Consider the following 17,176-nt stretch of genomic DNA (forward strand, 5'->3'; position numbering starts at 1 on the left):
GCCCCATGGAGAGAATCACATGGCAAAAGGCTGCCCCGCGCCGCACCCGGTCAGAAGCTGTGCCAGACCCCGACTTTGACCTTGGTCACAGCGTCGGTGAATTCATGCGAAAGGCCCAGTTCCAGAAAGCTGTTTTCCGAGACCTTGATCACATGCGCGGGCGCAAAGGCCAATGTCTCATCCCCGTCTGACGGGGCGGCAAACTCCAGCTTGAAGATCGACAGGCTGCCATTCTTATAGTTGATGCCAAAGCTGCTGTCGATCTTGCCCAGTGTTTCGCCGTCTTCGTAAATGGCAAAGGTGCTTTCCACCCCCAGCCAGCCGCTGCCCCAAGCCCCCGATACCGGACGCCCCCAAGACAGGCCGGGCCGCAGGGCTGCCACCGCGCTGCCATCCCGTTCGGCCCAGCCGAGACCGACTTCGGCGGCGAAAACATTGTCCCCGCCCGAGAGCTCCAGCGGATAGCGCAGAAAGGCGATGGCGCTGACCTGCCCCGCGCTCTGGCTCTTGCCGATGTCGAGGCCGAAGGTCAGTTTCTCGGTCACCCCGTATTCGTAGTAAAACGCGCCGAAATCGCCAAAGTCGGGTCCGTCAACGGTGGTCTCATAGGACAGGGTGACAAAGCTTTTGTCTTCGCCCCGCGGCCATGCCGCCGCGGCGGCCTCGCGCGCCGGGAGGGCTGCAGTGCCCAAGGCGGCGAGCATGGCGAAGCCGGACAAGAAGTGCCGCGTGAGGTCGAAAGGCATTTTCGCAGTTTTGCGCATGGTAAGTTCCGCGTGTTCGGAGCCGCGAGAGGCTGAGCGATGAGATATTAAACGATCGACCGAATGAAATCCGCCAGTTTCAGCGGTTTGAACGGTTTGTGCAGAATGTGATCTGCCCCGAGGTCGCGAAACTTCCTCTCCGACTCGGGCGAGGTTTTGGCGGTGCACATGACGATCTTCGTGTCGTCCAAATCCGCATTGGCCCGCGCGCAGCGCAGCACCTCCATACCATCGGGGGGCGGCATCATCACATCCAGCATGATCACGTCGAAAGACTGCGTTTCCATCGTGGCAATCGCGTCGAGCCCGGTCGCCGCGAAGGTCGGTTCGATGTCATCTTCGGTCATCATCGCAAATTCGATCAACTCACGGATGTCATCCTCGTCATCGACGAACAACACTCTCATGCCGATGCCCCCTGCGTGGGCGCCGCGCCTGTATCCCGGGCAAAACGCACAAAGAACGTGGTGCCGGGGTTCTCGTCGCCGTCTTCCTCCGAGCGTGTCTCAAAGCTCACATCGCCATCTTGTCGCAACACCAACTCCCGCGTGATGGCCAGCCCCAGCCCCGTCCCATTCGCTTGGTTCTCGCGAGAGTGCACAGGGTCAGCGAACCTTTTGAACATACGGTCATGGGCGGCCCTTGGGATGCCCGGCCCCGTATCGCAGACATAGAACGTGACCCATTGGCCGTCCACCTCGGCACCGATTTTTACCGTACCGCCGCGCGGGGTATATTTGACCGCGTTGGAAATGAGGTTGGAGAAGATCTGCTGCATGCGCACGGTATCGACCCGCACATAGGCCTCCTGCGCCGCGTCGGGGCCTGTGTGAATATCGAGTTGCACGTCACGGTTCACCCCATAGCCGGTGTTGGCCGCGATGGCTTCCGACAGCACTTCCGACACCGCGACCCGCTCGGTCTGGATGCTGAGTTGGCGCTGGTCGATCGCCTGAAGGGTCAAGATATCATTGACCAGGACCAACAGCCGGTCGGCATTGCGGGTGGCCATCGACAACAGCTTGCCCGCGTTCTTCGGCATGCTGTCGCCAAAGCGGTCATGCAGGATTTCGAGCGACCCGGCGAGGGACGTGAGCGGCGTGCGCAGCTCGTGGTTGACCGAGGTGACAAAGGCCGCCCGCGCGGCCACCAGACGCTCTTCGGCAGAGATGTCCTGAAGCACGTTATAGGCGATGTAATCCCCGTGCAGATGCAGCTTCATCACCCGGCATTGCACCGCCACACTCTCGTTCTCGGCGGTGGTGATCTGAATGCGGTGAACAGCCACGTCATCGTCCATCTGCGAAAAGGGCGGGACCATGCCGCGCAGCTTTTGGACGGCTTCGATATCCGATGAAACGCCCATCAGTTGCCGCGCCTTGCGGTTGGAGCGGTGCAGCTTGTTGTTGTCGTTATAAACGATCAGCCCGTCGCCGACATTCTCAAAGATCGCATCGAATTCGCTCTGCGCCACGCGGATCCGTTCGCGGTGCCTTTCGGAATTGCGCAGCGCCTGCGCCAATTGGGTCGACTGCCGCCGCGCGCGGATCGCCGCATTGATCACCGTCAGGAACAGGATCGTGGCAAGTCCCACGAAAACCAAGGTGCGCTGCCAGTAATTTTGCAGCACCGCCCGTTTGCTGCGCGTCACGTCGATATAGAGGTCCAGCGCCGGAATCTCCTTCCGGGCGCGGAACACGGGCGTATCGGGGTCGCGCGGAGGCCGCCCCGAAACGAAGGCCCGCTCTCCGTTGGAGGTTACCACCTCGACATACATGTCCTGTTGCATCCCATCTATCGCCAGCAATTGCGAGTAGTAATCCTCGCCCAGCGAAGAGGCCAAGACCCCGCGCGACCGGCCATCCATGCCGATCAACGGCCATGCAATCGGGGTCAGCCGCCGCCCCGTGGCCCGCGACACGATGGGCACCCCGACCGTATATTCATCGACATCAAGGCCAATCGCCGCCTGAAAATAGGCCCGGTCCCCAAGGTACTGCCCCATCAGGGGTTTGACCGTGGCCCAAAGCACGATCCCATCGGCGCCGATCAGCACAAGCGCATCGACCTGCTCGGTCTCCTGCACGGCGGCATTAATCAGATCACCGTATTGCGCCTCAAACTGCTCGGGGTCGCTCAGGCGCGCGGTCGACAGCTCATCAATCAGCCCCCACATCCGCACATTCGCAACCGAGAGTGAGGCATCGACCGCTTGCTCGTAAAGCTCCGCGAAATGCTCAAGCTTCACCTCTGCCCGGGTCGTGGCGCGTTTGTAGTCCGACCAGGTCAGGACCGCGAGCCCCACGAAATAGATCAGAACGGCAGCCGAAATCAGCGCCCAGAAGAGCGTTTGCGCACGCGAAGAGGGTTCCGCATCGGCTTTGTTGGTGGGCTCAGTGCTGACCATTCTAGGCTTGGTGTCCTATGTCGTTGGCGGCAAGGCAGATGCTGCCCGGCGCGCTTGTTTTTCCAGCATTTTCGACGCCTTGAATGCCCCGCGCAAGCGAGGTGGCGACAGCCGCGTCCGAGGGCGGCACGACACAGGCGCTGACGCTCAAGGGCCGCGAGGTCCAGCCTTCTTTCACGGTGGCAGAGGCCGCTGCCACGGCTGAGATAAACTGCTGCGCCCGCGCTTCAAGCTGGGCGCGATCCGCGTGGAGCGCGCCATAGACGAAAAGATCATCCTCCCAATGGGCGAAACCGTCCTGCGCGGGGATTTCGACCTTGCCGAAAAGCCCGGCCACGAGGCGCTGAAGCTTTTGCCGCTGCGCGCGCGCCGCATCGGATTGATCACGGTCGCCATCAATACGAAAGACGATCAGGCCGAGGTCTTTTTGCATCGCGGGCGACAGCGACATGAGATGCCCCTGAAACCCCGATTTGCTGCCCAAAAGGCTGGGCACCGTGGCCTCGGACACGCCCGGCGCGGCACGGCGGCGGGCGCCGCGGTTTTCGCCCGAGCGGCGGCGGTCCAACTCGGATTTCAGCCGCAGGCAACTGCGCATACGGGCCTGAAGCTCAATCCGGTTGAAGGGCTTGGTGACATAGTCGTTCGCCCCCGCCATGAAGGCTTCGGACAAAGATCCCATGTCTGTTCGGCTGGTCAGCATAATGATCGGCACATCGCTCCATCTGTCCAAGGCACGGATACGGGCACAAAGCTCGATACCATCGATATCGGGCATCATTATGTCCATCAGGATCAGGTCCGCGGTGGCTTCTTCGCTTTCGATCGCGTCGAGTGCGCTGCGCGGATCGATGAAACTGACGACATCGTCGAACCCAAGCTCAGAAAGTGTCGCGCTGATGAAATCCTGCGCGATATCCGAGTCGTCGACTGCGATAATACGTGGGCTCATAGTTTTAATTCCACTCGTTAACTCTTTCATAAACACGCCATCGGCTGTTTTGAAAAACCTCCTCATACCCCGGCATCTGCGATTGCTTCAGCTGCGGGAACCTACGCAGAATTCTGTCTGCTGTGGCCTGCCCTTCCGCCTGCCGCGGAACCACGATGTAACCTGTGCGCGGCACGCCCCCTTCGAGCGCCCAGTCGTAGGCAGGCTGTCCGGCGATCACCAACCGGTCGATATCCCCCAGACCGACGACGATCTCGGGGTTTCTCTCAACATCTACCATAATTTCGGACTTGTCGCGCAAGAATGAAACGACCTCTCGCGCGGGGCGCGACGCTGCGTTTTCCGCGCCGAGCATGGCATGGGTCCAAGCGCGGGTTTCGTCATGGGCGACATGGCGCATCACAACCGCCGAGGTCGCCAGCGACAGCGCCATCAGCGCGATGGCAATCGGCTCGCGCAGGGGCAGGTTCGGCCAAAAGCGGATCGCGGCGGCCAAGACCCCCAGCATGGGGGCCAGCGCCATGGCCGGGTCGCCTTCGACATGGAAAAAGACGTTGAGCGTGTAGCCACCCAGCACCGCCCCCACCGCCGCCAAGAGCGGCATGAACAGGCGCGGCACCATGATATTGCGCAGGATCGCCACAAGAGCCGCCGGGCCAAGCCCGGCCAGAATGACCAGATGCTGCCGCAAGGTCAGCGGCGTGGCGCTTTCCGACAATAGTGGGATCAGGCGGCTGTCGAAGATCATGCTGACGAACATCAGCGCCCCCACGGCAGCGGCCACGGGATAGAACATCGCCACCAGATAGCCGGTCGAGGAAACCGCGATCATGCTGGGCCGTGCCGCGACGATCATGAAGGGCATCGCCCCGAGGCAGAGCATCAGCCCATAGCTGTCCGACAGGGCCACCACCAACAACCCTACGGCGACTTTCATCATATCGGGCGCATTGCCCGTGAGCCGTAGGTTGACGATCCCGCGCGCAAAAAGCCATGTGCCCAAGATGCAAAACATCGTCTCCGGCCCATCGGCCAAGGCGCGCAGGAAAAACGGGTTCAGCGCCAAAAGTAGCACCACCAGCGCCGAGGTTACGCCCGAAAACCCGCCCGTATCGCGCAGGTTGAGGAACCACAGGACCAGCAGCCCTGCCCCCACCAGCGCGGAGAGCACGAAGGGCACCGGCACCTGCGTATCGGGCAAGACCGCCTGCCCCAAAAGCGACAGCGCATAGGGCACGGGCGGGTAGAAGGCATCGCTCGCCTTGAACTGCGCCGGCCCTTCGATCTGCACGATGGACTTGGCCCAAAGGTCGGTCACGTCCATCGACAGGAAGCCATGCGCCTCGGTCCAGCCCAAGGTGAGCAAAAGCACCAGTGCCAGCGCGACAAAGCCGAAAGACCATGAGGCGGCGCGGATCATTGTGCGGCCTCCGTCGCTTCGGCACTGGCTTCGGCCACCTCATTGGCGGTGTGTTTGGACAGGCCGTGCTGGGTCTTTTCCCAGTAGAACGGGTTGAAGATCAACTGCGACAGCGCCTTGTATGAGGCCACGGTCATCAGCACCCAATAGCCCACCACGGTGATCCCCCAAGGGGCCAGATCGGTCCATCTGCGCCGGAAGGGCGCGACCATCGTGAGATAGATCAACAAGCCATTGCCCGCCAAGAGGTTCACCAGCGACAGGTACAGCACCGGGAGCGGGAAATAGGGGGTGATCACCTCGGTCCCGAAGATCAGCCAGATGGCAAAGATCGACCAAAAGACCGGGTTCAACAGGCCCGAGAGCACGGTGCCCCCGATGAAGAAGACAAAGCCAAAGACGCCCGCCGCCCCGACCGATTGCCACAGGTGAATGGGTCTGCGACTGTGGACGAGGAAGGTCTGCATATAGCCCTTGATCCAGCGCGAGCGCTGGCGCACCCAGTTCGGGATCGAAACATTGGCCTCTTCAAAGGTCGTGGAATCGATGACGCCCACGCGGTAGCCCTTTTGCGTCAGACGTATGCCCAGATCGGCGTCCTCGGTCACGTTGAAGGGATCCCATGCGTTCAACTCGCGCAGCACGTCCATGCGGAAGTGGTTCGAGGTGCCGCCCAGCGGGATCGGCACGCCCAAACGCTCCAACCCCGGCAGCATCAGGTCGAACCACAGCGAATAATCCAGCGTGAACATCCGCGTCAGCCAGTTCTCCCGCGCGTTGTAGTAGTTCAGGCGGCACTGGATACAGGCGGTATTGGGCGCGGATTGGTTGAAGGCGGCGATGACCTTTTTCAACTGATCCGGTTCGGGCTTGTCCTCAGCGTCGAAAATCACGAGGAAATCGCCCTGCGCATAGCGCAGCGCGAAGTTGCAGGCCTTGGGTTTGGTCTGCGGGTGGGAGGCCGGGACGCGGATGATCTCGAACACGCCTTCAAGGTCAAGCTTGCGCGCCGCGTCGATGGTCTCGTGATCGCCCTCTTCCAGCACGATCTTGATGTCGAGCTTGGCCAGCGGATAGTCGAGGTTGCGCAGCGCTTGGGCGAGGATCGGCAGCACCTCGGGCTCGCGGAACATCGGCACCAGCACGGTATAGATCGGCAGGTCTTCGTCGCGCAGCAGCGATGCCTCGGCCGCGATGGCCCGCGATGAGGTCTCTTGCGCCGCGCCGCCGAGCCAGACCAGCAGCGCCTTGAACAGAAAGTTGCCGGTGTAGAACACGGTGAGCAGGACGTTCAGCACGATCAGCGTGACCACAGGGGCAAAGGCCAGCCCCAGCAGCAGCGCCGAAATCATGAGGTAGATCACCAGGATCTGCGGCGGGGTCACGACGTTCTGCGCCGACATGTCGGGGTCAAGCTCGGCCAGTGCAAAGACCGCCTCATGCGAGTGTTTCTCGCGGAAGGCGCGTTGCAACTGCCATGACACATCGAAATGCGAGGCGACGACGATGGTCACGCCAGAGCCATAGACCTCGCGGATGTGCAGCAGCGTGCGCGGCCCGGGGCGCGAGGTGGCCACCGTCAGCGTGCCATCCTCTGCCCGGCCAATCGGCACCGTCATATATTGGTTCATCACCACCGGATCATATTGGCGGATCAGATCGTCATCGGCGCGGTCTTCGATCAGATCGACCAAAGGCAGCCCGTGGTAGAAGGCGATCTCGCGGTAGAGTGTCTGCGTGGTCAGCCAGCGCCGCGACAGAAGGACTTTGACCAAAGAGACATTCCACTCCTCGGCCAGATCCTCCGCCGCGTCGAGCTGGTCTGCCGTCAACGCGCCACGGTCAATCAGCAGCGAACCAATGGCTTCGCTTTCGGCATCCAACGGCACGGTGGCTTACGTCTCGTCTTTGCCGCGACGGGCGCGGTAGACCCGCTGGAACACGATCAGCACAAGCAGCGTCACCAACACCCAGATGGCCCCCACGATCCAGGGTCGGTACTTGGCCAGCATCTGTGCAAGGCTGGTGCGGTCGGGGTAGACGACCTCCACGAGCGGGCTGCGGTCGGTGGCGGTGGCAAGGACCACCCCCTCCTGTCCGATCAGCGCCAGATCGCCACGGTCCAACATCATGGGGCGTTCGGGGGTCAGCTCTGGCGCGGGGCCATTGCCCGGGCGCAGCCAGAGGCCACGGGTCTCGCCCCGGGTGACGATCTGCACCACGCCAAGCCGCGACAGGTCTTCGCCCGAATAGATCAGGTTGTCTTGACGGTCGCGCACCTCGATCCGGCCCTGATCGAAGGTGATCAGCGGCTCCTCATCGCCGGGGTTTTGGTCAGAGATTACAAAGAAAGGCTCATCCCCCTCAAGCGCCTCGACCGAGGCGCGCGGCAGGATGGGGGCGCGGTCGGGGATCACACTGCCCGCGACGCCTGCAAGCCACGGCAGGGTCTGCCCGAAATCCAGCGAAAGCGCGGGGTCGAGCACGACCTGAACGCCATCGGCGAATTCCTGTCGCAGGGTAAAGAAATCGCGATCCTGCGGCGTGGCATCCGAAAGGATCAAGGTGCTGCCGGGCAGGATTTGCGCCGGATAGCCCTGCGGCTTGAACCGGCACTCGCCGCCGGTGGGCTGGCGCTGGATCGACACCCGCAACAGGTTGTCCCGGCCCAACAGACCGCTTGGGACCGAAAAGGTCAATTGCTCGGGCTTGCCGCTGCCAAGGGGCCGGTTGCCCAGCAGCGTGTCATTCAGAAAGACCGAGGCCGTCGCCCCCCGCCCTTCGGGATCAAGTGCTGCGGCGACATGCAGGTTCACGCCCGACACGCCCTTGCCCGCCGGAAGGTCGGAGGATTGGAACGGCACGAAGAAATCTTCGGTCGAAACCACGGGGCGCGGGGTGAGGTCGCCCTCCAGCGCAGACAACGGCAAACGGTCATCAAAACGGGCCGGTCCCCCGGCCACATCGACCACGGTCGCGCCTTGGTTCGACAGGGCCGACCATTCCGACACCAATTGCCACAGCCCCACCTGCGGATCGCTGCCGCGCAGGTTCAAGACGGGCAGCCCGGCTTGATTATCCACGGCCATCTCGCTCGCCACGCCCGAGGTGGTCACGTCCAGTTCGATAACCCCTTCGGACCATGCGCCTGATGTGCTGCCCCCATCGCCGCCAAAGGTCAGCCGCCCGGCCTCGGCATCGAAAAGCGCCGCGGCGCGGGTCGCAGCGGCCAAGGCCGCGAGGGAATCGTTGCCCCCGATGGCCAGACGCGTGTCCGCAGGGCGCAGCCCGGCGAATGCTGCCGATGTGTCGATCTCAGACGGGTCCAATTGCAAGGTCACGGAAGAGGCCGCCGTGATCTCAAGAAAGTCGCCCGAGGCGCGTTCGTCCACGCAGACCCTATCGCTGAAAGCCCCGGAATAGGACAGGCCCACGGCGATGAACCCGCCCGACACGTCTTCGGGGCTGAGCGGCACCGGAACGCTCAGGCGCCCTGCCCCATCGGGCAGCGCCTGCGAGGTCACCGGGCGGCCCGCGACCGAGACCCGCAAATAGCGATCCACCTCTGTGGTGGAGGCATGTTCAAGCTCAAGCTGCAAGCTGCCCGACTTCAGCGCATCCGGATTGGGCAGCGGGATATAGACCGTCGCATTGCCCGAAAGCTGCCGGAAGGACAGACCGTTTTGAAAGCCAAGCTCCGCCAGATCGAATCTCCGCGCGATCAGCCCCTCTTGGACCTGCTCTGTGGGAGCGTTCGCCGCGTCCGCACCCGGGGTCGTTTGGGCATGAACTTGAAACGGCAGCAGGGCCGCCAACATACCGATTGCGGGATACTTCATGGATAGGCTTTCTTAAATTTTTTCAGCGACGCTGCGGGCATCGGCCAGAGCCGTTTCAATTATACGAATATCATCATTCGACAAGGGTGATAGGGATTCGTCGGCATCTTCGGCCACGCGCAGCCCCTTGCGGAGGCAATCTTCGATCGCGGCATATTCCAGCATCGCGGCATTGCCAGCCAGATCGTGCAGCATGCGGTGGACCTTGCGCGCCTTGGTCTCGCGCGGGTCTGCGCCATCCGTCTCGCGCAGCGCCTCGGCCACGGCCTGCAACCGCTCCGGCACTCCTTCGACGAAGCGCTTTCGCGTCGCTGCGACGCGTTGTTCATATGTCTCGGTAGGTGCCACAGATCGTCCTTCGTACCCGCCCGCACAGGCGCCCAGATAGCTCAATTAGATTATTGTTCGAAACCTGTCAGAATTATGGCGCAGGGCGAATCTTTCTAAGTTTTTAAGCGCGAATGCTTAAAATTCGAGCCGTTGAATTTGGGCAGCCGCCGTGCTGGCCGGCCTCGGTGCCGCGCCCCTCACAGGACAGCGGCCCGGACTGGGTCCAAGACGGGCGCGACATGCCGCGCCCGTGCTTTGCCCTCAGCTTTCCAGCGCCGCAAGCAGAGCATCGGGGGTGATCGGCAGATGCCTCACCCGCGCCCCGGTGGCGTTGAAGATCGCATTGGCAACCGCCGGAGCGATGACCGTGGTCCCCGGCTCTCCAAGCCCTACGGGCACTTCGGTGCTCTCGACGAAAGCGACTTCGATTTCAGGCACATCGACCATCCGCAGCGGCGTATAAGACCCTAGGTTCAGGTCGATGACATTGCCATCTTCGATCCGCGTGCCCTCATGCAAAGCCATCGACAGACCCCAGAGCGCCGCGCCTTCGCATTGCGCGCGCGCGCCGTCGGGGTCGACCACGGTGCCGCAATCGAAAGCCAGCCACATCTTCTCGACCGCGACCTCCCCGGTTTCGGCATCCACCGCCAGTTTGACGGCGGCGGCGGTCCAAGTCGGCATGGTGCGCGATTGGCCAAAGGTGGTGGCGATCCCGATTGCCGTGCCCTCGGGCAGCTCGGTCTGGCCATAGCCTGACATCTCGGCCACGCGCTGCAAAACAGCCGCTTGCCGCGACGCTCCGCCCACCGCATTGGGGGCAGAACCTGCGTTGTGACCCTCGGCCTTCAGGTGGTCCAGACGGAACTGCAAGGGATCGGCACCGACTTTATGCGCCGCCTCATCCATGAAGCTTTCCACGGCGAAGTTGGTCCAGCCCGGCCCGACCGAGCGTAGCCAACCCGGGCGGAAGGTCGCATTGGCCAGATCGTTCGAGATCGCCCGCACGCGATGCGCCCCGACCGAATACCAGTGATCCGCGCCGTCGATGGCGAAGGGGTCATAGGGTTCTTCGTTAACGCCCTTGGGCATGAACCCCGGCGCCATCACCTGCGTCGGCCAACCCGCGGCGGCGTGATGTTCCATGCCGGTGATGGCTTTGCCCTCATCGAAAGCCATGCGCAGCTTTTGCACCGAAGGCGAGCGGATGCTGTCGAACTGGGCATCTTCCTCGCGGGAGAAGACCAGTTTCACCGGCTTGCCTACCGCCTTGGAGGCCAGCGCGGCGGGTACGATGTAATCGCCATTCAAACGCCGGCCAAAACCGCCGCCCAGCATATAGCTGCGCATCACGATCTGATCGGCGGGCACCTCCAGCGCAGCGGCCAGCGTCGGCAGGATAAGCGATTGCCACTGGTTCCCTGCATGGGTCTCCCAAATGCCATCGGCGTTTTGGAACACGGTCGCGTTCACCGGCTCCATCTGGAAGTGCAGCACGGATTGCGTGGTGTATTCGGCTTCCAGCGTCTCGGCGGCGGCATCGAAAGCGGCGCGGGTCTCGGGCTGCTCGGTGTGCAGAATCGACCCGGCATCGCTGTCGATCAACGCGCGCGAGCGGGCTTGGATATCGTCTTCGGAGACATCCGCCGTCTCTCCCGCCGTCCAATCGACGCGGATTTCATAGGAGGCCGTCCGCGCGGCATGGAGCGTCTTGCCCAGCACCACGACCCAGCCCGGCACGGTGCCCGATGGATCGTCCAGCATCACGGTTTCAAGGTAGCCCTTGACCTCTTTCGCGGCGCTGTCATCGACGGAATTCACCTTGGCGCCATAGCGCGTTGGCGGCAGCATGGGCACGCCGTAGACCATGCCGTCGACCTTGGCATCCAGCCCATAGATCGCCTGACCGGTGGTTTTCGTATCCAGATCAAGCGGATGCACGTCCTGCCCCACGAGCCGCAGATCGGCATGGGGTTTCAGCGGCAGGGCCGCCAATTCGTCTTCGGTAAAGCTGCGGTCGAGCCCTTTGGCCACCAGATCGCCATAGCTGATGCTCTGCGTGCCATCGGTCACGGCCCCGTCGCGCGCGGTCAGACCCGCGGGGTCGACGCCCCATTTGGCCGCCGCCGCTTCGATCAGCGCGGTGCGCCCGGCGGCGCCCGCCTGACGGTAGACCGGCCAGCTTTGCCAGATCGACCAGCTGCCGCCGGTGACCATCAAGCCCCATTTCTCAGCCGTGTCGACATGGGTGATGTGCACATCTTCCCATGCGACTTCCAACTCATCGGCCAGAATGCGGGCGATGGCGGTGCCGACGTGCTGGCCCATCTCGGCGCGGATGATGTTGACGTTGACCTGACCTTCGGCGTCGATCCAGTACCACATCGACGGCTCGAAGGGCTGGCCATTGGGCGCGATCGGCGTGCCATCGGGCACGGCAGGGTTCATCGCAGCATTCGACGCCTGCGGAAAGCCAAAGGCAACGCCTGCGGCGGTCATCGACACCAGAAACCCACGGCGGGTCATCTGCGGTTGCGCGTCGGAGCCTTTCAGGCGGGACATCAGATTAGCCATTGTCGGTCTCTCCCATTGCGGTGGCGGCGTCGCGCACGGCTTCGCGGATGCGCGGATAGGTCATGCAGCGGCAGAGGTTGCCAGTCATCACCGCGTCGATGTCTTCGTCGCTGGGGTTGGGTGTGTCCTTCAACAACGAGGCCGCCTGCATGATCTGGCCCGACTGGCAGTAACCGCATTGCGGCACACGCAGGTTGCGCCATGCTTCCTGCACCGGGTGCTTGCCCTCTGCGTCCAGCCCCTCGATCGTGGTCACGGACAGGCCCTCGACATCCCCCAGATAGGTGATGCAAGACCGTGTCGCAGTGCCGTCGACATGCACGGTGCAAGCGCCGCACGCGCCGATGCCGCAGCCGAATTTCGTACCGGTAAGACCGATCTCATCGCGGATCGCCCACAAAAGGGGCATGTCCGGGTCGGCATCGACCGAGATCGACCGCCCGTTCAATTCGAATTTTATCATGAGGTGGTGTCCCTTGAGGTATGCTTTGCCTGGGGGGAGCGCGCCTATAGCTGCCCTGATTTGAGGGGCTGTAGATAGGCCCATTGGCCGGGAATGACAGCGCAAGACTGCACTGCTCACGCAATTGTCAGAAAAGTCGCGCGCCGCGCGGTCAGACGTGCTGGCCGCCGTTCACCTCGATCTCGGTCCCCGAGACATAGGAGCTCTCCGCGCTGCACAGGAAATAGATCGCCCGCGCAACTTCATCGGGCTGGCCGAGGCGGCGCATCGGGATGTCGCGCACGATCTTATCGGTGCCTTCGCTGAGGATCGCCGTCTCAACCTCGCCCGGGGCGATTGCATTGACCCGCACGCCGAGGGGGCCGAAATCATGGGCCATCTCGCGCGTCAGCGCCGCCAGCGCCGCCTTGGAAGTGGCATAGGCCGCCCCGGCAAAGGGATGCACCCGGGACCCGGCGATGGAGGTGACATTCACCACCGACCCGCGCCCGGCGGAAAGCTCATCCTGAAGCCCGCGCGCCAGCACCACGGAGGCGAAAAAATTCACATGAAACACCTCGCCCCATGTCCGCAGATCGGTGTCGAGCGTGCTGAGCCGCGCGCCACCCTCGCCTTTGGGCGAGACGCCCGCGTTGTTGACCAGAGCATGCAAAGGGCTGCCGCCTAACAGCCTTTTGACCTGCGCGACCGCCTCTATCGTCTGGTTCGGATCGCTGAGATCGACCTGCACATGATCCTGCGCCCCGCCCGGCCAAGGGCATTCGGGCGAGAACGCCTGCCGCGAACAGCCGATCACCCGCCAGCCCTTGTCGGCGAAAGCCTTGGCCGTGGCATGGCCGATGCCCCGGCTGGCACCGGTCAGAAGCAGCGTCTTTTGGTCGTGATCCACAGGTTTCATCCGTCTGATCCATCTTGGGCGCAGCGCCTGAGGTAGCGCCCTAATCGGCCGCCGCCAGCGCGCATTCATACTCCTGCCCCGGAATAGCGTCGAGCAGGCTGCGCGTATAGGCGGTATCGGGGTCGTGCAGCACTTTGCTGACCGGCCCCGCCTCGACGATCTGGCCCTTTTGCATCACGATGATCCGGTCGCAAATCCGCGCCGCGACGCGCAGGTCGTGGGTGATGAAAAGCATCGACAGATGCAGCCGGGTTTTCAACTCGGCCAAGAGGTCGAGCACTTGGGCCTGAATGGAGACGTCGAGGGCCGAGACGGCCTCATCCGCGATGATGATCGACGGGTCCAGCGCCAGCGCGCGGGCGATACCGATCCGCTGCCGTTGCCCGCCCGAGAACTCATGCGGGAAACGTTTCATCGCGCTTTCGTCCAGCCCGACCAGTTCCAGCAACTCGCGCGCCTTGGCCTTGGCCTCCTTATCCGGGGTGCCATAGGCAATCAGCCCCTCGGTCAGGATGCGCGACACCCGCGCGCGCGGGTTGAGCGATGAGAACGGGTCTTGAAAGATCATCTGCAACTTGCGCCGCTGCGCCCGCAGTTCTGGCCCCGACATCTCTGCAATGTCGACGCCGTCCATCAACACGCGGCCCCCGTCCGGATTGAGCAGCCGCACCAGACAGCGCCCGACGGTGGATTTGCCCGAGCCGGACTCCCCCACAATGCCGATGGTTTCGCCTGCAAAAAGCTCGAAACTCACGTCCTGCACGGCCTTCACCACCCGGCGCTTGCCAAAAAGCGTGCCAGAGCCGGTGGAGAAGGTCTTTTGCAGACCCTCGACCTTCAAAAGCGGGGTGCGTTCGACCTCTGCCGTGGCTTCGGTCTTGGTCAGCCGGGGGATCGCGTCGATGAGGGCGCGGGTATAGGGATGCTGGGGCTTCAGCAGCACCTCTTGGGCCGGGCCAGCCTCGACGATCTCCCCCTTTTTCATGACGATCACCCGGTCGGCGATATCGGCCACCACGCCAAAGTCATGGGTGATGAAGATCACCGCCATGCCGCGCTTGCGCCGCAGGTCTTCGATCAGCTTGAGGATCTGCGCCTGCGTGGTCACATCGAGCGCGGTGGTCGGCTCATCCGCGATCAGGATGTCCGGCTCCAACGCCAAGGCCATTGCGATCATCACCCGCTGCCGCTGCCCGCCCGAAAGCTGGAAGGGATAGGCCCGGATCGCCGCTTCGGGGTCGGGAATGCCGACCTCCTCCAACAACTTGAGCGCCCGCGCGCGGCGCTCGGCCCCGGTGAGCGCACCATGGGCCTCGAACACCTCGGCGATTTGCGCCCCGATGCGCATCAGCGGGTTCAGCGCGCTGAGCGGTTCTTGAAAGATCATCGAAATGCGGCTGCCGCGCAGTTTCAACATCTCTTTCTCAGACAGCCCAAGGATTGACTGCCCGTCAAAGGTGATGCTGCCCTTGTCGGGCAGAACCCCCTGCGGCAACAGCCCCATTACCGCATTGGCCGACATGGATTTGCCCGACCCGCTTTCGCCCACGATGCAGAGGATCTCCCCCGGGGCGAGGTCAAAGTTGATGTCCTTCGCGGCATAGAGCCGATCCGCCCCCATGGGCAGAGCGATAGACAGGTCACGGATGCGAAGCAGGGTCATTCGGATTTCCTCGTCAATCGCGGGTTCAGCGCGTCGTTCAGACCTTCGCCGATCAGGTTCAGCGCCAGCACTGTCAGCAGGATCGCCATGCCCGGCAGGAAGGACAGCCACCAAGCGGTGCGGATCACGGTGCGTGCAGCCCCGATCATATAGCCCCAAGACATGATGTTCGGATCGCCCAGCCCCAGAAAAGACAGCGAGCTTTCCAACAGGATCGCCTGCGCCACCATGAGCGAGGCCAGCACGATAATGGGCGGCAGCGCGTTGGGCAGGATGTGGCGGGTGATGATCTGAAGGTTGCCGAGGCCCGACAGGCTCGCCGCCTCGACGAACTCGCGGGTTCTGAGCGACAGCACCTCGCCCCGCACCAGACGCGCGACCGGGGGCCATGACACGATCGAAATCGCGATGATCACAAAGGTCAGGCTCGGCTGGAAGATCGCCAGAAGCACGATCGCCAAGGCAAAGCTCGGGATGGTCTGAAAGAACTCGGTAAAGCGCATGAGCGCGTCGTCGATCCGGCCTGCGAAATACCCCGCCGCGGCCCCCACCGGCACGCCGATGGCCAGCGCCACAATGGTCGAGACCAGACCGACCAGCAGGCTCACATAAGCGCCATGGGCAAGCCCCGCCATGACATCACGGCCAAGCGCATCGGTGCCCAGAAGCAGCCCATATTGGGTGAAGGGTGGCAGGAAGGGCCGCTGCACCATTTTCCACGGGCTTTGCGGAAAGAGGATGGGCGCGAGGATGGCAGCGGCTATGACGAAGGTCAGGATGACCAGACCAATGACCGCGCCACGGTTATAGCTGAAACGTTTCCAAAAGCTCATCATGTCGTCAGCCTTATCCGCGGATCAACAATGACATAGATGACATCCGTGATCAGGTTGAACAGCAGCACCATGGCCGCCGAGATGTAGAAGACCCCGAGGATCACGTTGTAGTCCCGTTGGTTGATCGCCTCGAACATCAGCCGCCCGATGCCGGGCCATGCAAAGACGGTCTCGGTCAGGATGGCCCCGCCAAAGATTTGCCCGGCCTGAAGCCCGGCCAGCGTGATCACCGGCAAAAGCGCATTGCGCAGGATGTGCCGCCGCTGGATCACGCCGCGGTTCAGCCCCTTGGCGCGGGCGGTTTTCACGAAATCGAGCCGCGAGACTTCGAGCATCGAGGCCCGCGTCATGCGCATGTAGATCGCCGTAAAGAACAGCCCCAGCGTCGACGCGGGCAAAATCAGATGTTTCACCACATCCAACACATGAGCGAGGCCAGTATAGCCCGCGCCGATGGTGGAATAGCCAAAACCCGGCAGCCATTCGAGCCAGACGGAGAACACCAGCGTCGCCATCAGCGCCACCCAAAAGAGCGGGGTTGCATAGAACAGCAGCGCGAAGGTCGAGATGATCGTGTCACCCCACCGCCCCTGCCGGGCCGAGGCCGCGACCCCGGCGGTCACGCCCAGCACCAGCGATAGCACAAAGGCCACTCCGGTCAGCAAAAGCGTCGCCGGCAGGCGGTCGCCGATCATCTCGGCCACCGGCATCTGCTGGCGGAAGGAATAGCCAAGGTCGAGCTGCACCGCGCCTTTGATGTAAATCCACAACTGCATGTAGAGCGGCTGGTCCAAGCCGAAACGCGCCCGCAGGTCTGCAAGAAATTTCTCGTCCGCCGCCCCGGCTTCACCCGCCATGACCGCCGCAGGGTCACCCGGTGCCGCATGGATCAGCAGGAAATTGAAGACAAGGATCGCCAGCAGGATAAACACTGCCTTGACCAACCTGCCCAATATGAAACGTATCACGCTATCCGCCCCGTGTTGTTCTGATAGATGCCCGAGCCGCCGTGGCGGCTCGGGCCATGAGC

Annotated in this window: 14 protein-coding genes; all 14 read right to left on the reverse strand. The window is 62.9% G+C overall.

The features are described 5' to 3' along the window. Positions 1 to 50 precede the first annotated feature (50 nt). The 14 genes from ACGYK7_RS04075 to ACGYK7_RS04140 all read right to left on the reverse strand — a co-directional run bounded on the left by ACGYK7_RS04075 (position 51) and on the right by ACGYK7_RS04140 (position 17,114). Positions 51 to 764, reverse strand: coding sequence for a hypothetical protein (locus ACGYK7_RS04075; protein WP_394399247.1), 714 nt, complete (start codon positions 762 to 764; stop codon positions 51 to 53). A gap of 47 nt (positions 765 to 811) precedes the next feature. Continuing rightward, a complete protein-coding gene (locus tag ACGYK7_RS04080; RefSeq protein ID WP_394399248.1) occupies positions 812 to 1,171 on the reverse strand; it encodes a response regulator in 360 nt (119 codons plus the stop codon). Then, positions 1,168 to 3,171 carry an ATP-binding protein gene (locus ACGYK7_RS04085; protein WP_394399250.1) on the reverse strand — a complete coding sequence of 668 codons (2,004 nt, stop codon included), beginning with the start codon at positions 3,169 to 3,171 and terminating at the stop codon, positions 1,168 to 1,170. The genes ACGYK7_RS04080 and ACGYK7_RS04085 overlap by 4 nt, the downstream gene beginning before the upstream one ends. A gap of 1 nt (position 3,172) precedes the next feature. Then, the gene (locus ACGYK7_RS04090) at positions 3,173 to 4,123 is read right to left on the reverse strand and encodes a PleD family two-component system response regulator (RefSeq protein WP_394399252.1); all 951 of its coding nucleotides are present in this window, start codon (positions 4,121 to 4,123) and stop codon (positions 3,173 to 3,175) included. 4 nt (positions 4,124 to 4,127) lie between these two features. Further along, positions 4,128 to 5,543, reverse strand: a complete 1,416-nt coding sequence (locus tag ACGYK7_RS04095) for a hypothetical protein (protein WP_394399254.1) — start codon at positions 5,541 to 5,543, stop codon at positions 4,128 to 4,130. Further along, entirely contained in the window at positions 5,540 to 7,432 is a 1,893-nt protein-coding gene (locus ACGYK7_RS04100; RefSeq protein ID WP_394399256.1) for a glycosyltransferase family 2 protein, read from the reverse strand. The genes ACGYK7_RS04095 and ACGYK7_RS04100 overlap by 4 nt, the downstream gene beginning before the upstream one ends. Positions 7,433 to 7,438: 6 nt before the next feature. Then, positions 7,439 to 9,382 (reverse strand): hypothetical protein, encoded by a 1,944-nt coding sequence (locus ACGYK7_RS04105; protein WP_394399258.1) that lies wholly within the window; start codon positions 9,380 to 9,382, stop codon positions 7,439 to 7,441. A gap of 12 nt (positions 9,383 to 9,394) precedes the next feature. Next, positions 9,395 to 9,730 carry an Hpt domain-containing protein gene (locus ACGYK7_RS04110; RefSeq protein ID WP_394399260.1) on the reverse strand — a complete coding sequence of 112 codons (336 nt, stop codon included), beginning with the start codon at positions 9,728 to 9,730 and terminating at the stop codon, positions 9,395 to 9,397. Positions 9,731 to 9,973: 243 nt separating this feature from the next. Beyond that, entirely contained in the window at positions 9,974 to 12,274 is a 2,301-nt protein-coding gene (locus ACGYK7_RS04115; protein ID WP_394399262.1) for a molybdopterin cofactor-binding domain-containing protein, read from the reverse strand. 4 nt (positions 12,275 to 12,278) lie between these two features. Continuing rightward, positions 12,279 to 12,749 (reverse strand): (2Fe-2S)-binding protein, encoded by a 471-nt coding sequence (locus ACGYK7_RS04120; RefSeq protein ID WP_394399264.1) that lies wholly within the window; start codon positions 12,747 to 12,749, stop codon positions 12,279 to 12,281. A 151-nt stretch (positions 12,750 to 12,900) separates the two neighbouring features. After that, positions 12,901 to 13,647, reverse strand: a complete 747-nt coding sequence (locus tag ACGYK7_RS04125; RefSeq protein ID WP_394399266.1) for an SDR family NAD(P)-dependent oxidoreductase — start codon at positions 13,645 to 13,647, stop codon at positions 12,901 to 12,903. Positions 13,648 to 13,687: 40 nt separating this feature from the next. Next, positions 13,688 to 15,310 carry an ABC transporter ATP-binding protein gene (locus ACGYK7_RS04130; protein WP_394399268.1) on the reverse strand — a complete coding sequence of 541 codons (1,623 nt, stop codon included), beginning with the start codon at positions 15,308 to 15,310 and terminating at the stop codon, positions 13,688 to 13,690. After that, the gene (locus ACGYK7_RS04135) at positions 15,307 to 16,146 is read right to left on the reverse strand and encodes an ABC transporter permease (RefSeq protein ID WP_394399270.1); all 840 of its coding nucleotides are present in this window, start codon (positions 16,144 to 16,146) and stop codon (positions 15,307 to 15,309) included. Before ACGYK7_RS04135 ends, ACGYK7_RS04130 begins: the two co-directional genes overlap by 4 nt. Continuing rightward, a complete protein-coding gene (locus ACGYK7_RS04140) occupies positions 16,143 to 17,114 on the reverse strand; it encodes an ABC transporter permease (protein ID WP_394399272.1) in 972 nt (323 codons plus the stop codon). Before ACGYK7_RS04140 ends, ACGYK7_RS04135 begins: the two co-directional genes overlap by 4 nt. Between the last annotated feature and the right edge of the window lie 62 nt (positions 17,115 to 17,176).

The sequence above is a fragment of the Sulfitobacter sp. 1A15299 genome (genome assembly GCF_043556915.1).
In the GTDB taxonomy this organism is placed as follows: domain Bacteria; phylum Pseudomonadota; class Alphaproteobacteria; order Rhodobacterales; family Rhodobacteraceae; genus Sulfitobacter.